This window comes from Olleya sp. 1-3, assembly GCF_002836085.1.
In the GTDB taxonomy this organism is placed as follows: domain Bacteria; phylum Bacteroidota; class Bacteroidia; order Flavobacteriales; family Flavobacteriaceae; genus Olleya; species Olleya namhaensis.
This window is the reverse complement of the sequence record NZ_PJBW01000003.1, coordinates 90,890-108,924: the sequence shown is the minus strand read 5'-3', so window position 1 is coordinate 108,924 and position 18,035 is coordinate 90,890. Positions and strand designations below refer to the sequence as shown.

Here is an 18,035-nt window from a genome sequence, read left to right as displayed (position 1 = left end):
AAACGTAAATTTAAGAGGTTTAGACAAAATAAGTGGCGCTTATTGTTGTTTTGATTTGTAATAATGCTTCTTTTTCGACGTCTGTAAGTCCGCATTCTAATCTACTAGCATATTCTAATAAATTATGTCTTAAAAATAAGTCGTTTGTATAATGCTGATCCGCATAGGTTTGTTCTTCTTTTGCTATAAATACACTAGGGTTGTCATTGCTTAAATGCATTGCTGTGTACTTATGAAACGCCGATATATTACCAATACCTTTGGAGCAATCTCTAAAAACGCTAGCAAACATATTATTAAAAGCTCTTGGAAAGGCGTAAAAAGAGGTTTTTGGATAGCTTTGTAATAATTCTGAAAACACCTTGTAGGCTTCTTGATAATTGTCTTTGTCTAATATTATTTGACCGTAGTCATAATCTGTTCTCCAGTTTCGGGCTTCGGGAGTTTCTGTTTTGAAAATTTCACAAAGGATTTCACTTTTATCGTAATTAAACCCTTCGTTAGCGCAAGCTATCGCTAATCTTAAGTATAAGGCTTTATTGGTAGCTAAATTGGCAGCTTGTTGTAAAGCATCGGCACCAGCGACTTTGTCTCCTAAAATCCAATAGATTAAGCCATTGTTTCTGTAGTCGATAAATGTTGATGGTTGGGTTACCAAGTCGGCTGTAGTCACATCTTCTAAATCATCTGGTTTTTGAAGCGCAAATTCATAAAAACATATCCATTGCAACACAGGATAGAGGTGAGGATATAATTTGCCTTGTTCATGATTATAAATGGCGTAGTTATAACATTCTTCATAATCTTCCTTTTCAAAAAGGGCTTCGACACCACAATTTATAGTTTGGCAATAATCGTTATCACCCGTTTTGTAAAAGCCAACTTCTTTATGTAAATCTTCTAAAAAAGCGTCGTAATTATGGTTTTTTCTATGGTATTCCATACGCATATTATACAACCAAGGTGCGTAGGAATGTGCTGGGTGTGGAAAATCCTCAAGCGCTTCATTTATAACCTCAAGCGCAGCATCGTGTTGTTGTAAATTAACTAAGGCACGAGCTTGAAAAAATAAGGTTTTTAGTGTTGGGGTTTGTCCTTTGTGGAATTGCTTTACAATGTCTAAAATACCTTGCCAGCTTTTAATACGGTTATTAACTTCTAGAAGATAAAATAGATATTCGCTTAAGCGTAACCCATTTTTAAAGGCTTCATGATATGCGGCACCTGTTTGATTATAGTCTTCTTTTGAGTAAAAATATTTAGCTTTTAAGACTAATAATAAGGGGTTTTTAGGGTTTTGTGCTAAACCTTGTGTGACACAAATATTAAAAATGTTGTCATCTCCAGTATGATAATAAGCCGAATTACCAACAAGTAAATAATGATGTTGTGCCAATTGCCAACCTGAGTTTGCTAAATCTTGCATGTAGACTTTATACTGGTCAAACGTACTAAAATTATCCTCGGGGAATTCTGGTGTTTTTGGCGCTCTTAAAATTTGTGCTACCAAATCATAACGCATAAATGATTGGGCATAATCTGCTAATAAGTAGCGTGTGGTTGGTGTTAAATCCAATAGCTTCCATTCCGTCTGCCAACGTTGCGCAATCTCTACAGATTTGCTATTCCAAATAGACAGTTGAATGTGGATTAAGGTTTTACTTTTTGGATCTAAACGTGGATCCATTTCTAATCCTGTTAAGGCGTCTAGATTGTGTGTTGCTGAAGCTAGTGCTAATACGTCGTTATAATGGGCAGCTTCCTCAGAAGTGCATAACTTTAGTAATTGTGCAGTTTGTATGTCATGTAGTAAAAACCGAACTTCGGTTAAGGCAGGATAACATTCTAAAATGTATTCTAAAATTAAAATGGCATCAGCATAACGCTTGTCGTGTTGCAATTTTAAAGCATAATGCAGGTGTAAGGTATCGTTATACGGAAAAGCAACTACTGCTTTCTTGTATACAGACGCATCGCATTGGGTGTAGTAACTACAAATCAATTCGTAATCCGAAGCTTCGACTTCACCAATACTTTCTAAAGCTTCTAAGTATGATTCCATAACAGGCATATTTACGTCTTCAAAAGCGCAGATGTACAACATGACAATGCGGTAAAACCTTGCGTAATCTGTTTCTTCAAGTTGTTCAAAATGTTCTTGAACTACAGTAATATGGGACGCTAAATGGGAATATAGATTGGCTGCATACAGTTGTTCTGCACGCGTAATATGTTGTATCAGGTCTTTTCTTGTTATCATCATTTGTTCCATGTTTTAAACCAATAGGCATGTTTTACATAAAGACGTTGGTAGTGCTCCCAAAGGGTTTTAGAGCCTGGAAATTTGCTATTGTCTTGCTCTGTCGCACCCAAAACAAATTCGTCTCCCAAACACACATTACGATGGAATGCTCCCCAACTAGAAAAAGTCGATTTAATAGTCTCATTAGCATCTTCCATGCGCAGTAGTAACTCATCTGTACCTATAAAGCCAACGACTGTTGCTAAGCGCATCAGATAAATGTAGTAGGATAACTCATACCCAATTAATAGGTGCTCTTTTAAAGTGAAACGGTATTTCCATACCATTTTATAGTTGTGTTTAAGCCTTGGGTGTTCTTGTGCATTATATTTGGCATCAAACGTTGTGGTGGTATCCATTCTAAATTCGGCTGCCAATTTAGAAAAAGTATGAGACACCATTTGTCCACTTTGGTAACGTTGTAAGCTATTGCGTAAATGCAAACCCGAGGTAATGCCATTCAGTTTTAAAAGCCTTTTGGCTTGTTTGACTTGCATTTGGTCTTCACTATTAAAACCAGACCAAGTGCTGAGGTCTGCAGTATTATAATTTTTTTTAAGTAGCAAAGCCGATAAATTTAATTGCTCTTGTATTTGTGGTGTTATATCTGCTGTCATTATCTACGTATTTAAATCGGTTACAACTTGTAATAGAGTCGTTTTTAAAGGATCAGCATAGGCTCCAGAATGTGCCATAGCTTTTAACCCCAAAGCGTAGGACATAGCCATATCGGAACCTTTGGCTAATTGTACAAATAACTGTCTACATAAGTTACCATAGGTTTCTAATGGTGTTTCTGGTGCTAAATCTGGATCTAGTAATGTCATGTATAATGCTTGTATATATTGGGTTTCTATACCTGAATCATTTTGCGATAACCACGATTTTAAAGCATCTATTTTGGTGTGTAAAACTTGCAAAAGGGTAGTTTCGCAAACGCCTTCCGTTTTATAATGTTCTAAATTGTGTAATACTGTTGTAATGGTTGTTTGGTCTATTGGGATGTCTTTTGTGTCTATTTTCGATAACTGGCCATGTTCCCGAAGTATATTAATTTCTGGTGTTGGAGCTTCCTTAAAGTGAAAGCTATAACAACTTTGAATTATAGTACTTAAAGTCGTGTTATTTTTAAATCCAAAGGTTTCATCACAGCTATAATTTTGTAAAAACAGCACTGTATTTTGGTCTAGTTTATCTTTTTTTAATATTTCAAGAACATCAGATAGATAGGTTTCAATTTGCGAGGCAATCATAGTAAAAACGCTATTTTGAACTTGTTTTTGCTTGCTTTTTTTATGAAAATGCACAATACGATTAATGGCTTTATTTAAAAAGAAGGTTGTATCATCTTCAAGACTATTAAAATAAAGTCCTGTGCGTAAACCTTGCGTTTTTAACATGTTAGATACCCAAACAGCTTCTGTGGTTAGACTGTAATAATAATCGCCCAAAAAGTTATACCACGCTTGTATGACATTAAGGTGTAATGGCGTTTCTATATTTATATAATGCGATTGCGCAAACGTATTACATTGGTCTTTTATAACAGGATCAATATTTTTAAGCGCCCAAATCTCGTTAACGCGCGTATAGTTCCCTGATTGGACACACAATGTGCTTAAAATACTAACCAATAATGGTAGGTTATTGGTTTTTATAGTGTCTGAAGCTTCTGTTGCAGTGTGCGCTAATGCTAGAGCATAGGTTTGTAAGACCTCACAATCGGCTTCGTTATATAGCGTTAATAAAGCTTCTCTAGCATCATAAAAGGCAAGGACTAAAAACTGATTTAAAGGATTTTCTATTCCTGATGTTTTAAAAGGTTCCAACCACGCTTTTAAATTATGTTGAATCTGAAATACGGTTGTAATTAGAAATTCGCCAGTAATTTGAAAGTCACTATGATCCAATCGTAAAGTTGGTAGCGTATGTTTTGTGTTTTCAATTAGTAATTTATAGAATAGAGTATTATAAGCTTCAGTTTGACTGACAACACCCGTTTTTGGATGACACTTTTCAAACCAAAACGGAATACATTCCGCAGGAAGCGTTGCAGTGTTACTGTTACTTAAAATAGTGTTTCCGTGGTCTTTAAACGCTTCGGTATAAAAATTACTACTACCATCTACTGTTAACCAATCTAAGAATCTTAAATAACATGCATCTACTTGAGATTGTGGGATGTTTGTATCAAGTGTACTAAACACTAAAACATCACCAGAATCCCATGTTTTACTACCTAAAGTCTTAATTAATGGATACAAACCTTCAGTGGTTTTAATGTGTAATAAGGCAGTGCAGTGGTCTTCAATAAATAAAAAGCGTTCTTTAATGGCACGCAATGCAGCTGTGGTAAACTCTAAATTAGTCGCGTAAAATTGTGCTAAATCAAAGCTAAACCAAGCTGCAACTAAATTGTAAGCACCCGGTTTTTGTGTTTTTCCAACCGGAATAATATCATGGATTTTGGTTATTAATGCTTCCCAATTACCCTCTTGAAAATGATTAACAAAGGACTGCTGTATAGTAAAATAATGTGCTGTATACGTTTGATTTTTATCACAAACGTAGTAAAGTCCGTTTAAAATATCATGTTTTAAACACTGTTGTACGATAAACGCGGAGCTGTTACTGTCTCTAGTATCAAACACAGTATCTATTAAAAATTGTGTGAGCGGAACAGAAGCAGCAGACGGACTGTGTACTAAAAGTTTTATAACATCAAAAACACGAGTTTTAAGCTGTTCTGTAATAGTATTAGAAGTAAATAAGCTTAAGCTGAATTTTAAAAAAGTAACCAACAGTTCGCTACTTTTTTTATCAGGATAATAAGCATTGTTTACCAAAGGAAACCAAGAGGCTACAAATTCTAATCCCTGAGTTTGATCTGCATAAATCTCAGGATGGTAGTATAGTTTTTGAGCCAATGCATTTGTAAAAACAGGGGGTGTTGATTGGTTGGTTAAGCTGCTTTTTGTGCGTGTATAAGTTTCCGTATCTTGATAGTTTAATAATTCTAAAGTGGTCGCTAATGCTTTTGCTTCACTCGGATTTAAAGCATTTGTGTTTATTGTGGCGTCTATTTTTGTTTTAAAAATCACTGACATTATCTGTTGTTCTTTATTAGCAATACCATGGTTTCGGTATCAAAAACGAGTTGAATAATTAGTTTACAACAAAGTTCCAATTAACATTAGGTTTTTTTATCCCTGAAAAGGGTGATTTTTTGTTTTTCAGATAATAAATACCCTTAAATAATTATAATATCACGGAAAACAACGACTAGATTTTATAACGTAGTAAGTATCTTTGTCGTACTTAAAATACAGGTATGATAACATTACGATTAACACCAACTAGTTTTGAAATTAATGCGGTTTCTATAACATTTCCGGTCGCTATAAACAGTTTAAAAGACTGTCTTAAGGCTAATTTTAGACAGACTAACACCAAAAACAACACCTTGTTTACTTGGGACGATTTAGGGATTATAGCTTATTCTGAAAATGGTGAGTTGGTAGATTCTTTGACTTTAGAGTTAGAACCTGAAGCTTACGATTTTAGTCCAAAAAGTATATTTTCTGGGACGTTTTATTTTAAAGATGAAGACATTTCTAAATATTACAACAGTCACAAAAATGAGCGTGTCGAGTTGTTTGATGGCGATGATGGCGGCGCTTTGGTCTTAAATAATATTAGTGCTTGGTTTGATGTTAATGACGATGCTATAAGTGCTATCGAAATTAGTCCATACCAATCCTATACCAGAGGCGAAGGGATTCCTAAAGATAAATACACTATAAAACCGTTGGATGAAGCAGTGCTCCATTTTACCGATTTTGGATTTAAATTATCTGTTATTGAAACGCTGATGTACGAAAAAGAAGTGTTGTTACCTAAGTTTGATCTTTACGAATTTGCGAATTGGTACCAACCACGAAAGATAGATATTGACGCGGAAGGCTATGATCCTATTCCAGAAGCAGAACAGTATTTTAAAGACTTGCCAATACCGTTGCGTTTGGCTTCAGAACTAACTGAAATCTATCAAGATGGTGGGAATGATATTTATATGAATCTAGCACCTTTTTCTGGTGGAGCAGTAACGTTTTGGGATATTGAAAGTACTGAGGACGTAAAACAGTTTCCTAATTTAAAAACGGTAACATTATGCTACGCAGAAGAGAAAGCTTATAATGAGTTTATAGAAATGGGAATTAAAACCGAGTGGCTGTAACACCATAAAAATAAAAGAAATACAATCTAAAGCACGCTAATATAGCGTGCTTTTTTGTGTTTTAAAATCTGCTGAATACTCAGAGTCTACAATTAAGTATTTATGGATATCATTAATTTCAGTGATAAAGCGCAGCATCCTAAAATCTAATTTTGTCATGTACAATTAAAACAACAAGATCATGCGATTACAAATTACAAGTAATACAGCTATTCTTTTTAATTAAATACCACAAGATTAATCCGCTATTTATATACCATTTCAAAACACGCTTTTACTATGAAAAAACCAATATTTTTTTTCGCCTTATTATTAGTTTTATTAATGTCTTGCAGTCAAAAAAGTTATACGGTTATGCATGCTGACACTTCTGTTTTAACAGGAGATGAGGTGGCTTACCACTTATCAAAAGACCTATTAAAATTAGAGATTATTTATACTTTAAACGAACCAAAATTGTATAAAACTAGCGCCAATCATCCGCTTATAAGTAATAACGCTAAAGTGACTATTGAGGATCCTATCAAAATCACAAAATTATTGGTAGCAGATACATCACAAACTTTTTTTATAACGGGTCAAAAACTATCAGATGCCTTTTTTGTAAATACGGGAGAAACTGCACAAAATAGTATTGCAAAAGACACGGTAATAATTGATGCTAATCACATAAAAAATGGTAATGCGTTATCCTTTTTAACGGATTCTAATATTGAAGTAGGCGCATATAATTCGGTTTTAGAAATAAAGAATAATATTTCAAAAATCACGACTAAAGATGAAGCCGAGTTTACATTAGAGCTATTGCATTTATACAAAAAACAATCGATAAGAACAGGCCATGACGTAAAGCGTTACATAAAAAAAACAAAGCTAAAATATACGGTCATTATTGATCCATCACAACGATACGCCAACCAAGGTCACTGGTCTGAAATAAAAGGCGATAAAATCTACCACACCATCGCACCTGATTATCTTTTTGGAGAACAAGTGACGTTAAACGATGTGGTGACGCTAGAGTTTCCAATGCTTAAAACGGATAGTTTACCATCAGTAAGTACTCAAAAACCATTAGAAGGCGTGGTGTATCGTAGTTTACCTGCTGTAAATTTTACGCTTTCGCTGAATGATACTCGTGTGGCATCAGATTCATTATCACTAACACAATTGGGTACACTTAAAACCATGTCTGTAAAAGATTTAGAAAGATCTAACGAAGCTTCGGTCTTGTTATTTAAATCTACAAAACAAGAAAAAACATTTAAAACCGAAGAAAAAATGGAGCAATTGGAGTACGATTCTAGTAAAGCAATTGAAGCGTCTCAAAGAGCTATTAAAAGTGAATATAAAGCAAAATTGAATGACATCGATGCTCTTATAAAAACAATAGAAACACGTAAAAGTGACTTGTAGTTAACCTTAAGTAAATTTTAAAAGTATTTATACCCTAAACCAATGTCAATACACAAACTAACAGTACTACTTATTCTAATTGTTTTGACGTCTTGTAATAATCAAATGGTTGATTCTAAAACTTCAAAAAAGACTTTAGGGTTTCAAGAGAAACAAAATAGTGTAGTGCAAGATTTACAAGGTTTTATTCCAGAAGGCTATGCCATTATCAGGTCAGGTGGTAAGTTTAATAAAGTCAAAGCCGATCTAAATACGGACGGAATTTATGACTACGTCGTGTTATTGTCCAATGGGATGGAAAGTAAAGATTATGCTGATGCAACACGTGTGACGCTTGCCATATTTGAAGGACAAACGGATGGTACGTTTAAGCTTAAAAACCAAACAGGTAATTTGACCTACGCTTTTATTTACACTGCTGTGGAACAACGGTTAAAAGTTATAAATAACACCGTAATTATTTTAAGGCATCAATCCATGAGACATGATTACGAGTTAAAGTTTAAATATGAAGCAGACTATGATGACTATATGCTAATTGGATCAGACTATAATAACTACGGAAACGCCATGCATATTGGTGCTGGCAACGTCAGTACCAATTTTGTGTTTGGTGTCCGAAACGAAACAATTGACTATATAAAAACCACGTATTTAAATACAGTATTACAACCTATATCAGTGGTTAATGCAGACAATGTATATGATTTGATTAGTGATTAGTCTGTACAGTAAAAACGAATAATGAATTAAAACTAACAAGCATTTTAAATAATACAAATGGAAACAAATTTAATTATAGAATCAGTTGAAGACGCCGGAAACTTGTTTAATAAACAGTATAACGCATTTATTACAGCCCAACCACGAACAGTCACTATTGAAGATGATACATTTACACTGTTTAGTTTTGAAAAAATGATTGCATTAACTAACATAGACGGTTTAGAAGTTAGCGAAGCACGCGCTTTAAAAGGCTATGTTAAGACTTTAAAAACTATTTTAGGGCCTACAGTTAATGATCAAAAAGGAAAAAAATGGTCCATGTTAATGTTGTCCAGCAGCATCACTATTGGTAATAATGCATCAGGAGATTTATTATTTATAGATAGACATGATAGTAAGACATTGTATGTTTTTCGTCATGATGATGGCAGCTTGTTTAAAACCAAATGGACTTTGAGCAAATTAATTAAAGCCTATTCTGAATAACTTTTAAACTAATAAACCTCAAGTTTAAGCATATAAAAAAGACCAACTACAAAGCTGTAATAGGTCTTTTTTTTGAGTTATAGTTAAAAAATAATGGTGTTATAACTGTGTTTTTTAGAATTTAAAAAGGTAAAATTAAAAGGTGTTGTTTAGACCGCAATACGGTTAATAGCGTCCATCTTTTTAAGTATGATAGGTACAAATAAAGCAAACTTAGCATTAAACTCCTCCTGTGTTTTTGAAGTGTTTAAATTATTACCCATAGTGACCCAAGTTGTGTATAAAGCATCTTCAAAATCAACATTATCTGTGTCAATATTTAAGGCTTTAATCAGGTTAAAATTTTCATCTTGATTATAAAACCCTGTGGCATTAACTATTTCAAACACTAACTCAAAGATACTTCTGGTTTCTAAAAGCTCGTTAATTTTAAGTTGTGGTTCTTTGGATCCACTTATGGCATCAAACACATCAACCATTAAGTTTTGGATTCTGCCATTAATACTAAAGTCTAAATATTTCAAATCTTTTAATTTTAAATTATTAAAAAGTATTTACCGTTAGTTGGTTTTAAATAGCGGTAAATACTTCTTGTTTTTCTTTTTTTACGCTTCTTTATTCTGATAATGGAATATGTCCTGTAATACGTCCTTCTTTTACAATAAATAAAATATCAGAGATCTCTGCATTTCCAAAACTGTCGTCATTCCAAGTGTACTCATGTAGGTATACAAACTTATTTAGTAATTCCTGATCTGCATCTCTAGAAATAGCCATCATACATGTACGTCGTGCTAATGATACAAGTAACTCATCTGCTTGTAACATCTCGTGCGCTTTTAGCATGTGTGAAACGGATAAGATTCTTTCGCTAGAAAAATCATTACCGCTAGAGGTGACTACTTTGTTATCAAATGTTTCAGAATATTCAAATACGGTTTCGTAATTTTCTAAGTTTTGAAATGCTTGTTGCGTGATTTGTTGACCATCCATAGTTTCTAAGTGTTTTTTTGTTAAAAACACAAAATTATCTGGAGTATCTATACCGTAACCAATAACAACCTTAGGTCCGTTTTCAGAATTTATTAAATTAGAATTTAAAGCGCCTGCTTTAAGACCAACCCAATGTCCTGGTTTTAAAATTGGGTAGATTTTTTGATCACTTTGCTTTGTTTGCTCAATGATTTTTTCCAACTCTTCTTGAGATTTTTCTTTTCCGTGAATGACTTTGCTCATAATACTATTTGTTTAATTATTTACTACAAATTTATAATTGAACGCTGTTTTTATTATCACGGTATTCAGCCATTTACAGATTTAATGGTTTGCTTTTTGAACATAAAAAAAGGTGTAATACGCTTGTAAACACCTTATGGTTATAAAAATTTATGTATGGATTGTAGTGTGTAAAAAGGCTCTTTTTTTTTAAAGCACAAAGCTGATCTTTTATGTTTTTAGTGCATTCTCTGTTAAATCTGTTAAAAATTTATCTGCATCTTTATAGAGCATCTTTTTTTTAGGGTATGGATTATGTAATGCTACTGTTGGTAATTTAGCTTCAAGTATTTTATTCATATAATCCAATTTTTCTGGATATTCATAGAATAATTTTCCTTTTGGGAAATCATTTTTCTTTTGCCATAATTCAAATTCTTCAGAAAAGCAGTTATGATTTGGTCTTGTTATTTTCTTAAATAAATCCTCATCAATGATTTTAGCAAAACGATACAGTCCATGTATTTCCGAAGCGAAACATTTTGCAAGCATATTATGACGTTTGGAAACTGAGTGTTTCATCTTTTGATATGCTTTGCAAAGTTCTATCAGACAATTGCTAGCATCTATTTCGTTTTTATTTATTAAAGCTTTAAAATATAGAATTACATGTTTTTCCCAAGCGGTAATTTTTTTGACAAGAAATTTGTCAGCCTTTTTTATAGCTTCATCTTTCAAATCGAATTGTTTGTAATAAAGAATTTTTAATAAATTAACTGAAACCTCTGTGTAATAAGTTCCTTTAGATTGCGGTAGGTTTTTTGGAAAAAATGAGTCAATAATTTCAAAATCATTGCAAGAAAAAGAGTTAAGTGCATTAAAAAGAACATTGCAATGGTCAGTTCCGCTTGCTAACATGCTTCTACTTATAATAATTTGTCTTGATGTTTGATATAGAACATTATTTAGGAAGTGGTAATCATGTTTTTGAAAAGCAATGTAAAACCCAAAGTCATTTATTGATTTTAATAAGGAGACATAAGATTTTGTCTTTTTATTATCATCCTTTTTATCTTTCAAGTATTTTTCAAAAGACTTTGTATCCCAAGCAAATAATTGGTCCCAAGTTTTTGGTGGATAAGAATACCCCCATTTATCCAGACTTTCCTGAGAAATTTCTTCATAAAGTTTTATGTATTTTTCTGTAAACTTCATTAGTATTCTACATTTTGCTGATTTAGTTCAAATTACTGCTAATTTTGAAATAATAATATTAATACTCTAAAAACATGACGTGATTAGGATTACTATGTGTTTTTGAAATATTAAAATTATAAGCTCCAGCTATTTTAAAGCCCATTTTATTATAAAACTGAATGGCTTTTTTGTTTTCTACCCAAACGACTAACCACAACCCCTTTTGATTATGTTGTTTAGATAGTGCAATATTAAAATCTAACAAAGTAACACCTAATTGTTTGCCTTGAAAAGCCTCTAAAAGATAAATCCTGTCTAATTTGGTGATGTTTTTGTCGGTAATATTATCGTTAGGCGTTTCTAATTGAATTTTAGAAAATCCTGCCAATTGGTTATCGTAATACAGTAAATGGTATAGCGCCTTTTTGTTTTCAAACTCTTTAAAAATAGTGTCTGTATTGTAGGTGTTTAAAATAAAACGGTCAATATCTTCCTTTGGCGCACTGTTACCATGAGACTCTCTAAAGGTCTGTTGTCCTAATGTTGCAATTATTTCTGAATCTTCAGAAGTTGCTTTTATAATTTTAATCATTTGCCTTAAAAATGCTAAACTGTAGTGTGTATTTTATTTTGCAAAATTAGGTGTTTATGTAATATGAAATCTAAATTATTTGTCTAGAATTAATGTTTTAAGGTGAATGGTTTTAGTATCAATTAATTGAAAGAGCCTTTACCTAAAAGGTTTTTGTATGTAAAAGTGAAACGTCTACGTCAAATATAGTTTTTACCAATAAGTACCAACTAAAAAGGTTAATCTTATAAAAGCAATGACGCTTTCTGAGGTTAATTGTAAAGGAGCTTTTAAGTCGGTAATCTCTTGATCATCCACAAATACAACAAATAATCCGTCTGTAAAGGCTAGTAATACATTGTCTATTGCTTGTTGTTGGTTGGCCAAATTAGTATTGGTAATTTCTCCAAAATCAACTTTACCGCTGTGGGCTTGTTCTTGAATTTGTCTAGGCGTTAAAAATCCAATGACATTTACAGTTGTGCGCTTTGTGTTAAAAGCATCGACTTGATTTTTGACACATGCGATTAATAATTCTTCTAAATTTTTGGGTGTATGATCTAATGTAAAAGGGACTTCTTTTACTTTTTTCTTACCTAATCTTTTTAGTTGTAACGTGAATATCATGCTATACTTATTTTTTTTGCGTTAGGGATTGTCGTGGAAAGCCCACAGTGCGATAGCACGAGGACTTGCAACAGAAAGCCCGACCTCGCCTAAGCGAGGTAACGCCCTAATAATTTAAAGTTAACTATTTATCTGTGCTAAAATAGTTGGATCTTGGATTTTGTTGTCTTCTGATAGTAATTTCATTTTTGAAATAATCTCAGCAGATTTTGGATCGTCGTCAACAAATGGTAAAAATAATCGACCTCTATGCTGACTGTGTACTGGAAGGATGGATAATGATAGTCCGTTTTTGCTGACTTGACCACTTCCTAAATGAATACTATAGTCTCCTAAAGTCCCTTTTATAAACAGGTGACGCTCTTTTACAGTAATATTTTTTAGTTTGAATAATTTTGCAGAAGCCTCGGCTAAAGCAGCTCGCATTTGCATAGTACTGTGGCTGGCTTCAGGGTCGACACCACCAACATGAGCGACGCTTACAACTAGGTCAATATCGCGCATGATTTCGCTGAAAATAACTTCAGGAATTTCTGTTAACGGAATACGATTGTAGTTGTCTATAGATTGAAAACAAATGTCTTCCAATGTTGGCGCTTCTGCATCAGAAGGCGAGTACCAGTCTGCCATAGCGTACATTGTGGCAATAAACCCGTGTTTGTGATATACTTTTTGCAAACCATCTTCCATGCTTACTGTCCAACCACGACTTCTTAAAAGTGCGACGGTTTTTTTAGGTTGTATTTGATGACCTTGGTAACGTTCTGAGCGGTTACTATGTTCACGCTCATCCGCAGTAATTAAATACAATTCTCTAAACACTTGCTTAAATGGTTGCGTAATACGCGCTGCAAACAACTGTTTTTGGTAAAGATCCCATTGTACTGCTTGGTATAAATGCGAAGCATGTGCAATAAGTAACACGTCGTCTTCTTTTAAAGGATGCGTTGTTCCGGTTGCGTCTGTTAAGTTACCTGAGTTGTAAAATCCTGTGATTTCTTTTTCTGGCACAATCAGTACTAATTTAGTTAACATCGCTTTTACAATAGGATGTTGCATCATATTATGAATTTCGAGTGCTGTAAATTGGTCTTGATTAACCATCGCGTTTTCTAATGATAAACGCGTACGACTGTACTGTTTTGATAAGTACGTTTTATTGTCTTTTAAGGCAATTACTTGTTTGTCTTTGCGCAGTTTAACAGGAATATTTTTTAAGACTTTATCTGCTTTTGTTACTTTGATTGTAGTTTTACCAAGATCTGTAATTATTAGTTCTATTACCGTGTCATCAATAGTAACAATTGCTTGTTCCATAATGGCTTTTGTGGCTTTGGCTTCCATTGCCCAGCTAAATCGGACGCGGTCTTTGTAACCTGCATTACGAGATAAATTGTCTAATGCTATTGTGACTGCAGTAGCTTCGCTTTCTTGACGTTGGGCACCAAATTGTTTGCTTTCTTTTAAAAAATCTTGGAGTAGGTTATAGCGTTTTAGTAAATCTTTTTCAGGAATGGTTTTACTTAACGGAATTAATCCCAATGCGCGTACGTAATCTTTATCGCGTTTGTCTTTAATTTTTTTAAGTGTTTCTGTGATTTTTACTTCGCCTAACATGACGCTAGAATATAGTTTTACTTGTCGGTGTCCATTACCATCAGAGATATATTTAGCAGCATCATGAAGTAGTTTCCAATTGGCTTTTCCTAGTGTTTTATATACTTTATTAAACCAATCAATATCTATAGCGCCCAAAGCGAAATCGCTTTTTGGAATGTTAGAATAACGCGAAATAATGGTTTCTTTTTCGCTGTTCATATAATCTGAAGCATGTGCTTGAAACCACCAAACTGCATTGTTTAGGCTTTCTATGTTAAGATATTGGCCAACAACTTCCGCCCATTGCGTGGCATAACACGCTAGTTCTATTAATCGTTTTTCAGGTAAATTAGCTTGGTCTGCCAATCTTGCAAAATCGGCATAACTTTCCGTGTCTTTAAAGGTTGTCTTTTTTAAGATATTACTAAAAATAGTTTTTTTACTGTCTCCGTAATAACTGTAACCACGTTCAAAATTATCTTTTCCTAAACGTTCTAAAACTCTAAAAACATAGTCTACACCTTCAACTTTATGGATGGAATTTATATATTCTGTAGCAGGCGTAATTAAATCGCCACGCTCTAATTCGGTTTCTAATAAATTAGTTTTTAAAGGAAGAAAAACGTGCTTAGGTACCATGTCACGTTCAAAGCCATTTTTGTAATTCATCCTGTAATTAAAACCACCATCAATAACCGTCATTAATGATTTTGAATGTAGGGCTTGAAACAGTAAGTCGTCGTCTTTTATTAAGCCTTTTTTATAAAGATTTAAGGTGATTTCTATATTAGGAAATTCTAAATTACGTGGCTTTTTATTATTTTCAGTAATGACTTTTATATCTGTAGCAACATCAGGATGAGATATGTTTTGAGCAATTAAATACATGTTAAGACACCAATATTTTAAAAGCTCTTTATTAGAAAATTGATTTAAATAATTAAGACTGAAACTTGGTGTTAAGGGAAGGATAATACTAGTCCAATGGTATGTTGTTGTATAGTATTTGTCGCTGTCCTGAAAAGTTTTAAGCTTGTATTTATTAGGGAAATTAGCAATCATGTCCTCAAAAATTGAAAACTTGAAAGATCCCATAGTTTTGGTGTCTGCGTAAACCTTAAATAAACGTTTTAAAATAGTGTTGTAAGTATTTAATCTGTTAGAATAGTTTTTTGTAACACCTAGATTTAAACCGTTTAAATCTGGGTAATATTGCCTTACAAAAGGCTCTAAAGCTTTATAAGTCCCAAAAGGATAACTAGGGTTGTTTATGTAGCGTATTGCAGCATACATTTCAAAATCATTAAGTTGACTTTTTTCATACCATTCTATCCATAATGTTGCCAACGGAATATTGTGTAAATGCTCTTCAGGTGTTGGAGATTCGCCTAAGCGCTTCATGTCATACAATCCTTTTTCTAAAAAAAGTGTACGTGTTTCGCCTTGATAGCTTTCCATTTGATATTCGTAGTTTCCATTTTCAGAAACTAGCCTAATTAAATGATTAACTTGAGTAATAATTTTACTAGTATCTATAAATTCTTTGAATTTAAATTCAGAAGATTTTGACGTAGAGATTCCTAATTTATCAAAGAAACTGCTCTTCTTTGTTTTAAAATGTGCTTGTGGTTGGTAAAGTGGTGTTAGGTTGTTATAATCAATGACACCAAAACCATTACTAAAGTTATACTCTTCTGTGGTATCAGAAAACTTATCTAAGTAAACTTGTTCGTTTTTAGTGATTTTAGGTCGTTGATTGTAGTCTTTTATGTGTTGTTCAATAAAATCGGGTTGCCTATTATCGTCGTGTAAAAGCGTTAATATTTCTAAACCAGCAATACGTTGTTCTACATTTTTTGAAGTGATTAAATTTGTAGTACTATGTCTTAAACGATCAACAGGTAGTTTAACTATTAAATGTATCAAGGCAGTACGTAAGCCTTTGTTTTTACGTCTTAGTAAATCTTCCGCAATCTCTAAATCGGCATCATAAAGGTGCATTTTACTAAAGATATTTAGTCCCGTAGCCATAACCAGCTCATTTCTGTTATAAATGGCTTTTCTAGCTAAGGCTCTTTTCCATGAGTTTTGATCAAACTTTAAACGGACTTTACTTTCTTGACTTTGTTTGTAATTGTAAAAGGAATAACTGTAATGTTTAGGAAACACTTTACGGATGTAAGCTTCTCTATATTCTGTAGGGAATGCCTCAAAATCAGTAGCCATTAACTCTAATTGCTGCTCTGTAGCGCTATTAATTAAAAACTGAAAGAAGTATGTTGGACCAGGAGTAAAAGACCACCAAGAGAAAATTTTGCTTTCAAAGGATGTTCCTTTTTCGGTAACGTTTTTTGCAACGTTTAGTAGTTTGTCAAAAGTTGTATTATCTAAAGTCGTTGATGGTAAATTAACTGCCATCCAATGGTCTAAAGCGTAATCTTGTCCTAAATTTTCAATAAAATAAGGTACTAAAGCGTCGTTTGTTTTTTCTGTTGTCGAGATAAAATACAAGGCTAAAATTTTCTTGTTTCTATCTTCAGAAGCAAAAACAAGGTCTAATGCTTTTCTGTTTGCAGTATCTACATCCAAAATTCCAATAGACCATAACGCTACTAAAACCTCTAAATTATCTTTGCTTTCAAGCAATGTGTCTACTGATTTTAGATTCAGAATTAAAGATTGTGCTAAATCCAACACACGATTAATCACTGATTTTTTAGGTGTTTCCCAATTTAAACCAAACCAAGTGCTTACAGCTCTAGTAACACTACTAAAGCGGGTAAGGTCGTTTTCTAATACAACATTAATTATATATTTAAGTGCACCAAGACTAGAGTGGTCTAAGGCTTCTAGGATGGTTTGTCGTAAGCCTTCTTGGCGTTGTGCTGCTAATAGTAATTTAGCGACTAGTTCCCAATGTTTTTCGTCTTCAGACAACAGCAATGCTTTTATAATATCTGCACTAACACCACCAATCTCATCTTCTGCTTGAATAATGTCGTCTAATAACGGATCAAACATAGTTCCGGCATTATGTAATACAGTAGCTAAAAAAATACTGTTTGCATTAGGATGATAGACACTATATTGAAAATGCTCTTGTAATGATAGTCCGCAAAAACCCATACGGCTAAACTGTAAAAACCGAGTAAAATAGTTTAGTTTATTAATTAGAACAGTTTTAGAAGGTTTAGATCTAAAGGCTTTTCTGTTATAGTTTGTTTGATAGGGTAGCGTGTTCATAAAATCCCACATGGCAGCCAAATAAGGAGCTTGTACAACACCATAAAGTTGCATGGCTAAACGCATACCTTCCTGATTAGCCCAAGGATTAACAGTGATTGGACTGTCAAAAGCCTCCATAAAATCTGTTACATTATACCAAACACGTTTATCTTTTTCTACACCACCTAAAATTTTCCCTAACACTCTATATGGCGTAGAAAATTGTCTAAAGTCAAAACGATCAACTTTTGGTTTTTGGTGTTTTTTAATGTGTTTATTAGCGTCTTCTATTGGAATCATATGTTGTAGTCCTTTATATCTGTGGTCAATAGTAATTATTTGCTTTTATTTTAAAAGGTTCAATAATTGACTGCAATATAAAAGTAATTCAACTTTTTTTTATCACTGTATTTGGTGATATTTTTTGTTTAAAT

The 18,035-nt window shown here is 33.2% G+C and carries 13 protein-coding genes; 4 read left to right on the top strand and 9 right to left on the bottom strand.

Going from position 1 to position 18,035, the window contains the following annotated elements:
- Window positions 1-19: 19 nt before the first annotated feature.
- From CXF54_RS04440 to CXF54_RS04430, 3 genes are read right to left on the bottom strand one after another with little or no spacing between them, the layout of a single operon-like run.
- A complete protein-coding gene (locus CXF54_RS04440) occupies window positions 20-2,263 on the bottom strand; it encodes a tetratricopeptide repeat protein (RefSeq protein WP_157823386.1) in 2,244 nt (747 codons plus the stop codon).
- On the bottom strand, window positions 2,260-2,919 hold the full coding sequence (locus CXF54_RS04435; protein ID WP_101202609.1) for a DUF1266 domain-containing protein: 660 nt from the start codon (window positions 2,917-2,919) through the stop codon (window positions 2,260-2,262). The genes CXF54_RS04440 and CXF54_RS04435 overlap by 4 nt, the downstream gene beginning before the upstream one ends.
- 3 nt (window positions 2,920-2,922) lie before the next feature.
- Entirely contained in the window at window positions 2,923-5,409 is a 2,487-nt protein-coding gene (locus CXF54_RS04430; RefSeq protein ID WP_101202608.1) for a hypothetical protein, read from the bottom strand.
- A 224-nt stretch (window positions 5,410-5,633) separates the two neighbouring features.
- Here CXF54_RS04430 and CXF54_RS04425 point away from each other — a divergent pair, with 224 nt between their 5' ends.
- From CXF54_RS04425 to CXF54_RS04410, 4 genes are all read left to right on the top strand, one after another.
- A complete protein-coding gene (locus CXF54_RS04425) occupies window positions 5,634-6,539 on the top strand; it encodes a DUF6892 domain-containing protein (RefSeq protein WP_101202607.1) in 906 nt (301 codons plus the stop codon).
- 279 nt (window positions 6,540-6,818) lie between these two features.
- Complete coding sequence (locus CXF54_RS04420; RefSeq protein WP_101202606.1) at window positions 6,819-7,955, top strand: hypothetical protein; 1,137 nt, start codon at window positions 6,819-6,821, stop codon at window positions 7,953-7,955.
- Window positions 7,956-7,997: 42 nt separating this feature from the next.
- Window positions 7,998-8,678, top strand: a complete 681-nt coding sequence (locus CXF54_RS04415; protein ID WP_143067813.1) for a hypothetical protein — start codon at window positions 7,998-8,000, stop codon at window positions 8,676-8,678.
- A gap of 57 nt (window positions 8,679-8,735) precedes the next feature.
- On the top strand, window positions 8,736-9,167 hold the full coding sequence (locus tag CXF54_RS04410; protein ID WP_101202605.1) for a hypothetical protein: 432 nt from the start codon (window positions 8,736-8,738) through the stop codon (window positions 9,165-9,167).
- Window positions 9,168-9,316: 149 nt separating this feature from the next.
- On the opposite strand, the gene CXF54_RS04405 is transcribed toward CXF54_RS04410, so the two are convergent.
- The 6 genes from CXF54_RS04405 to CXF54_RS04380 all read right to left on the bottom strand — a co-directional run bounded on the left by CXF54_RS04405 (window position 9,317) and on the right by CXF54_RS04380 (window position 17,901).
- The gene (locus CXF54_RS04405; RefSeq protein WP_232782569.1) at window positions 9,317-9,691 is read right to left on the bottom strand and encodes a hypothetical protein; all 375 of its coding nucleotides are present in this window, start codon (window positions 9,689-9,691) and stop codon (window positions 9,317-9,319) included.
- Between the two features lie 91 nt (window positions 9,692-9,782).
- Entirely contained in the window at window positions 9,783-10,403 is a 621-nt protein-coding gene (locus tag CXF54_RS04400; RefSeq protein WP_101202603.1) for a hypothetical protein, read from the bottom strand.
- A 210-nt stretch (window positions 10,404-10,613) separates the two neighbouring features.
- Window positions 10,614-11,597 carry a hypothetical protein gene (locus CXF54_RS04395; protein WP_101202602.1) on the bottom strand — a complete coding sequence of 328 codons (984 nt, stop codon included), beginning with the start codon at window positions 11,595-11,597 and terminating at the stop codon, window positions 10,614-10,616.
- A 58-nt stretch (window positions 11,598-11,655) separates the two neighbouring features.
- On the bottom strand, window positions 11,656-12,171 hold the full coding sequence (locus CXF54_RS04390) for a GNAT family N-acetyltransferase (RefSeq protein ID WP_101202601.1): 516 nt from the start codon (window positions 12,169-12,171) through the stop codon (window positions 11,656-11,658).
- Between the two features lie 192 nt (window positions 12,172-12,363).
- Window positions 12,364-12,777: a hypothetical protein gene (locus tag CXF54_RS04385; RefSeq protein WP_101202600.1), complete on the bottom strand. Its 414-nt coding sequence runs from the start codon at window positions 12,775-12,777 to the stop codon at window positions 12,364-12,366.
- A 120-nt stretch (window positions 12,778-12,897) separates the two neighbouring features.
- Entirely contained in the window at window positions 12,898-17,901 is a 5,004-nt protein-coding gene (locus CXF54_RS04380; RefSeq protein WP_101202599.1) for a DUF4132 domain-containing protein, read from the bottom strand.
- Window positions 17,902-18,035: the final 134 nt, after the last annotated feature.

Coding starts and splice junctions, on each gene's coding strand:
- CXF54_RS04435 (WP_101202609.1), bottom strand. CDS start 2,919: ATGACAGCAGATATAACACCACAAATACAAGAGCAATTAAATTTATCG.
- CXF54_RS04380 (WP_101202599.1), bottom strand. CDS start 17,901: ATGATTCCAATAGAAGACGCTAATAAACACATTAAAAAACACCAAAAA.
- CXF54_RS04425 (WP_101202607.1), top strand. CDS start 5,634: ATGATAACATTACGATTAACACCAACTAGTTTTGAAATTAATGCGGTT.
- CXF54_RS04430 (WP_101202608.1), bottom strand. CDS start 5,409: ATGTCAGTGATTTTTAAAACAAAAATAGACGCCACAATAAACACAAAT.
- CXF54_RS04400 (WP_101202603.1), bottom strand. CDS start 10,403: ATGAGCAAAGTCATTCACGGAAAAGAAAAATCTCAAGAAGAGTTGGAA.
- CXF54_RS04440 (WP_157823386.1), bottom strand. CDS start 2,263: ATGATGATAACAAGAAAAGACCTGATACAACATATTACGCGTGCAGAA.
- CXF54_RS04395 (WP_101202602.1), bottom strand. CDS start 11,597: ATGAAGTTTACAGAAAAATACATAAAACTTTATGAAGAAATTTCTCAG.
- CXF54_RS04410 (WP_101202605.1), top strand. CDS start 8,736: ATGGAAACAAATTTAATTATAGAATCAGTTGAAGACGCCGGAAACTTG.
- CXF54_RS04385 (WP_101202600.1), bottom strand. CDS start 12,777: ATGATATTCACGTTACAACTAAAAAGATTAGGTAAGAAAAAAGTAAAA.
- CXF54_RS04420 (WP_101202606.1), top strand. CDS start 6,819: ATGAAAAAACCAATATTTTTTTTCGCCTTATTATTAGTTTTATTAATG.
- CXF54_RS04415 (WP_143067813.1), top strand. CDS start 7,998: ATGTCAATACACAAACTAACAGTACTACTTATTCTAATTGTTTTGACG.
- CXF54_RS04390 (WP_101202601.1), bottom strand. CDS start 12,171: ATGATTAAAATTATAAAAGCAACTTCTGAAGATTCAGAAATAATTGCA.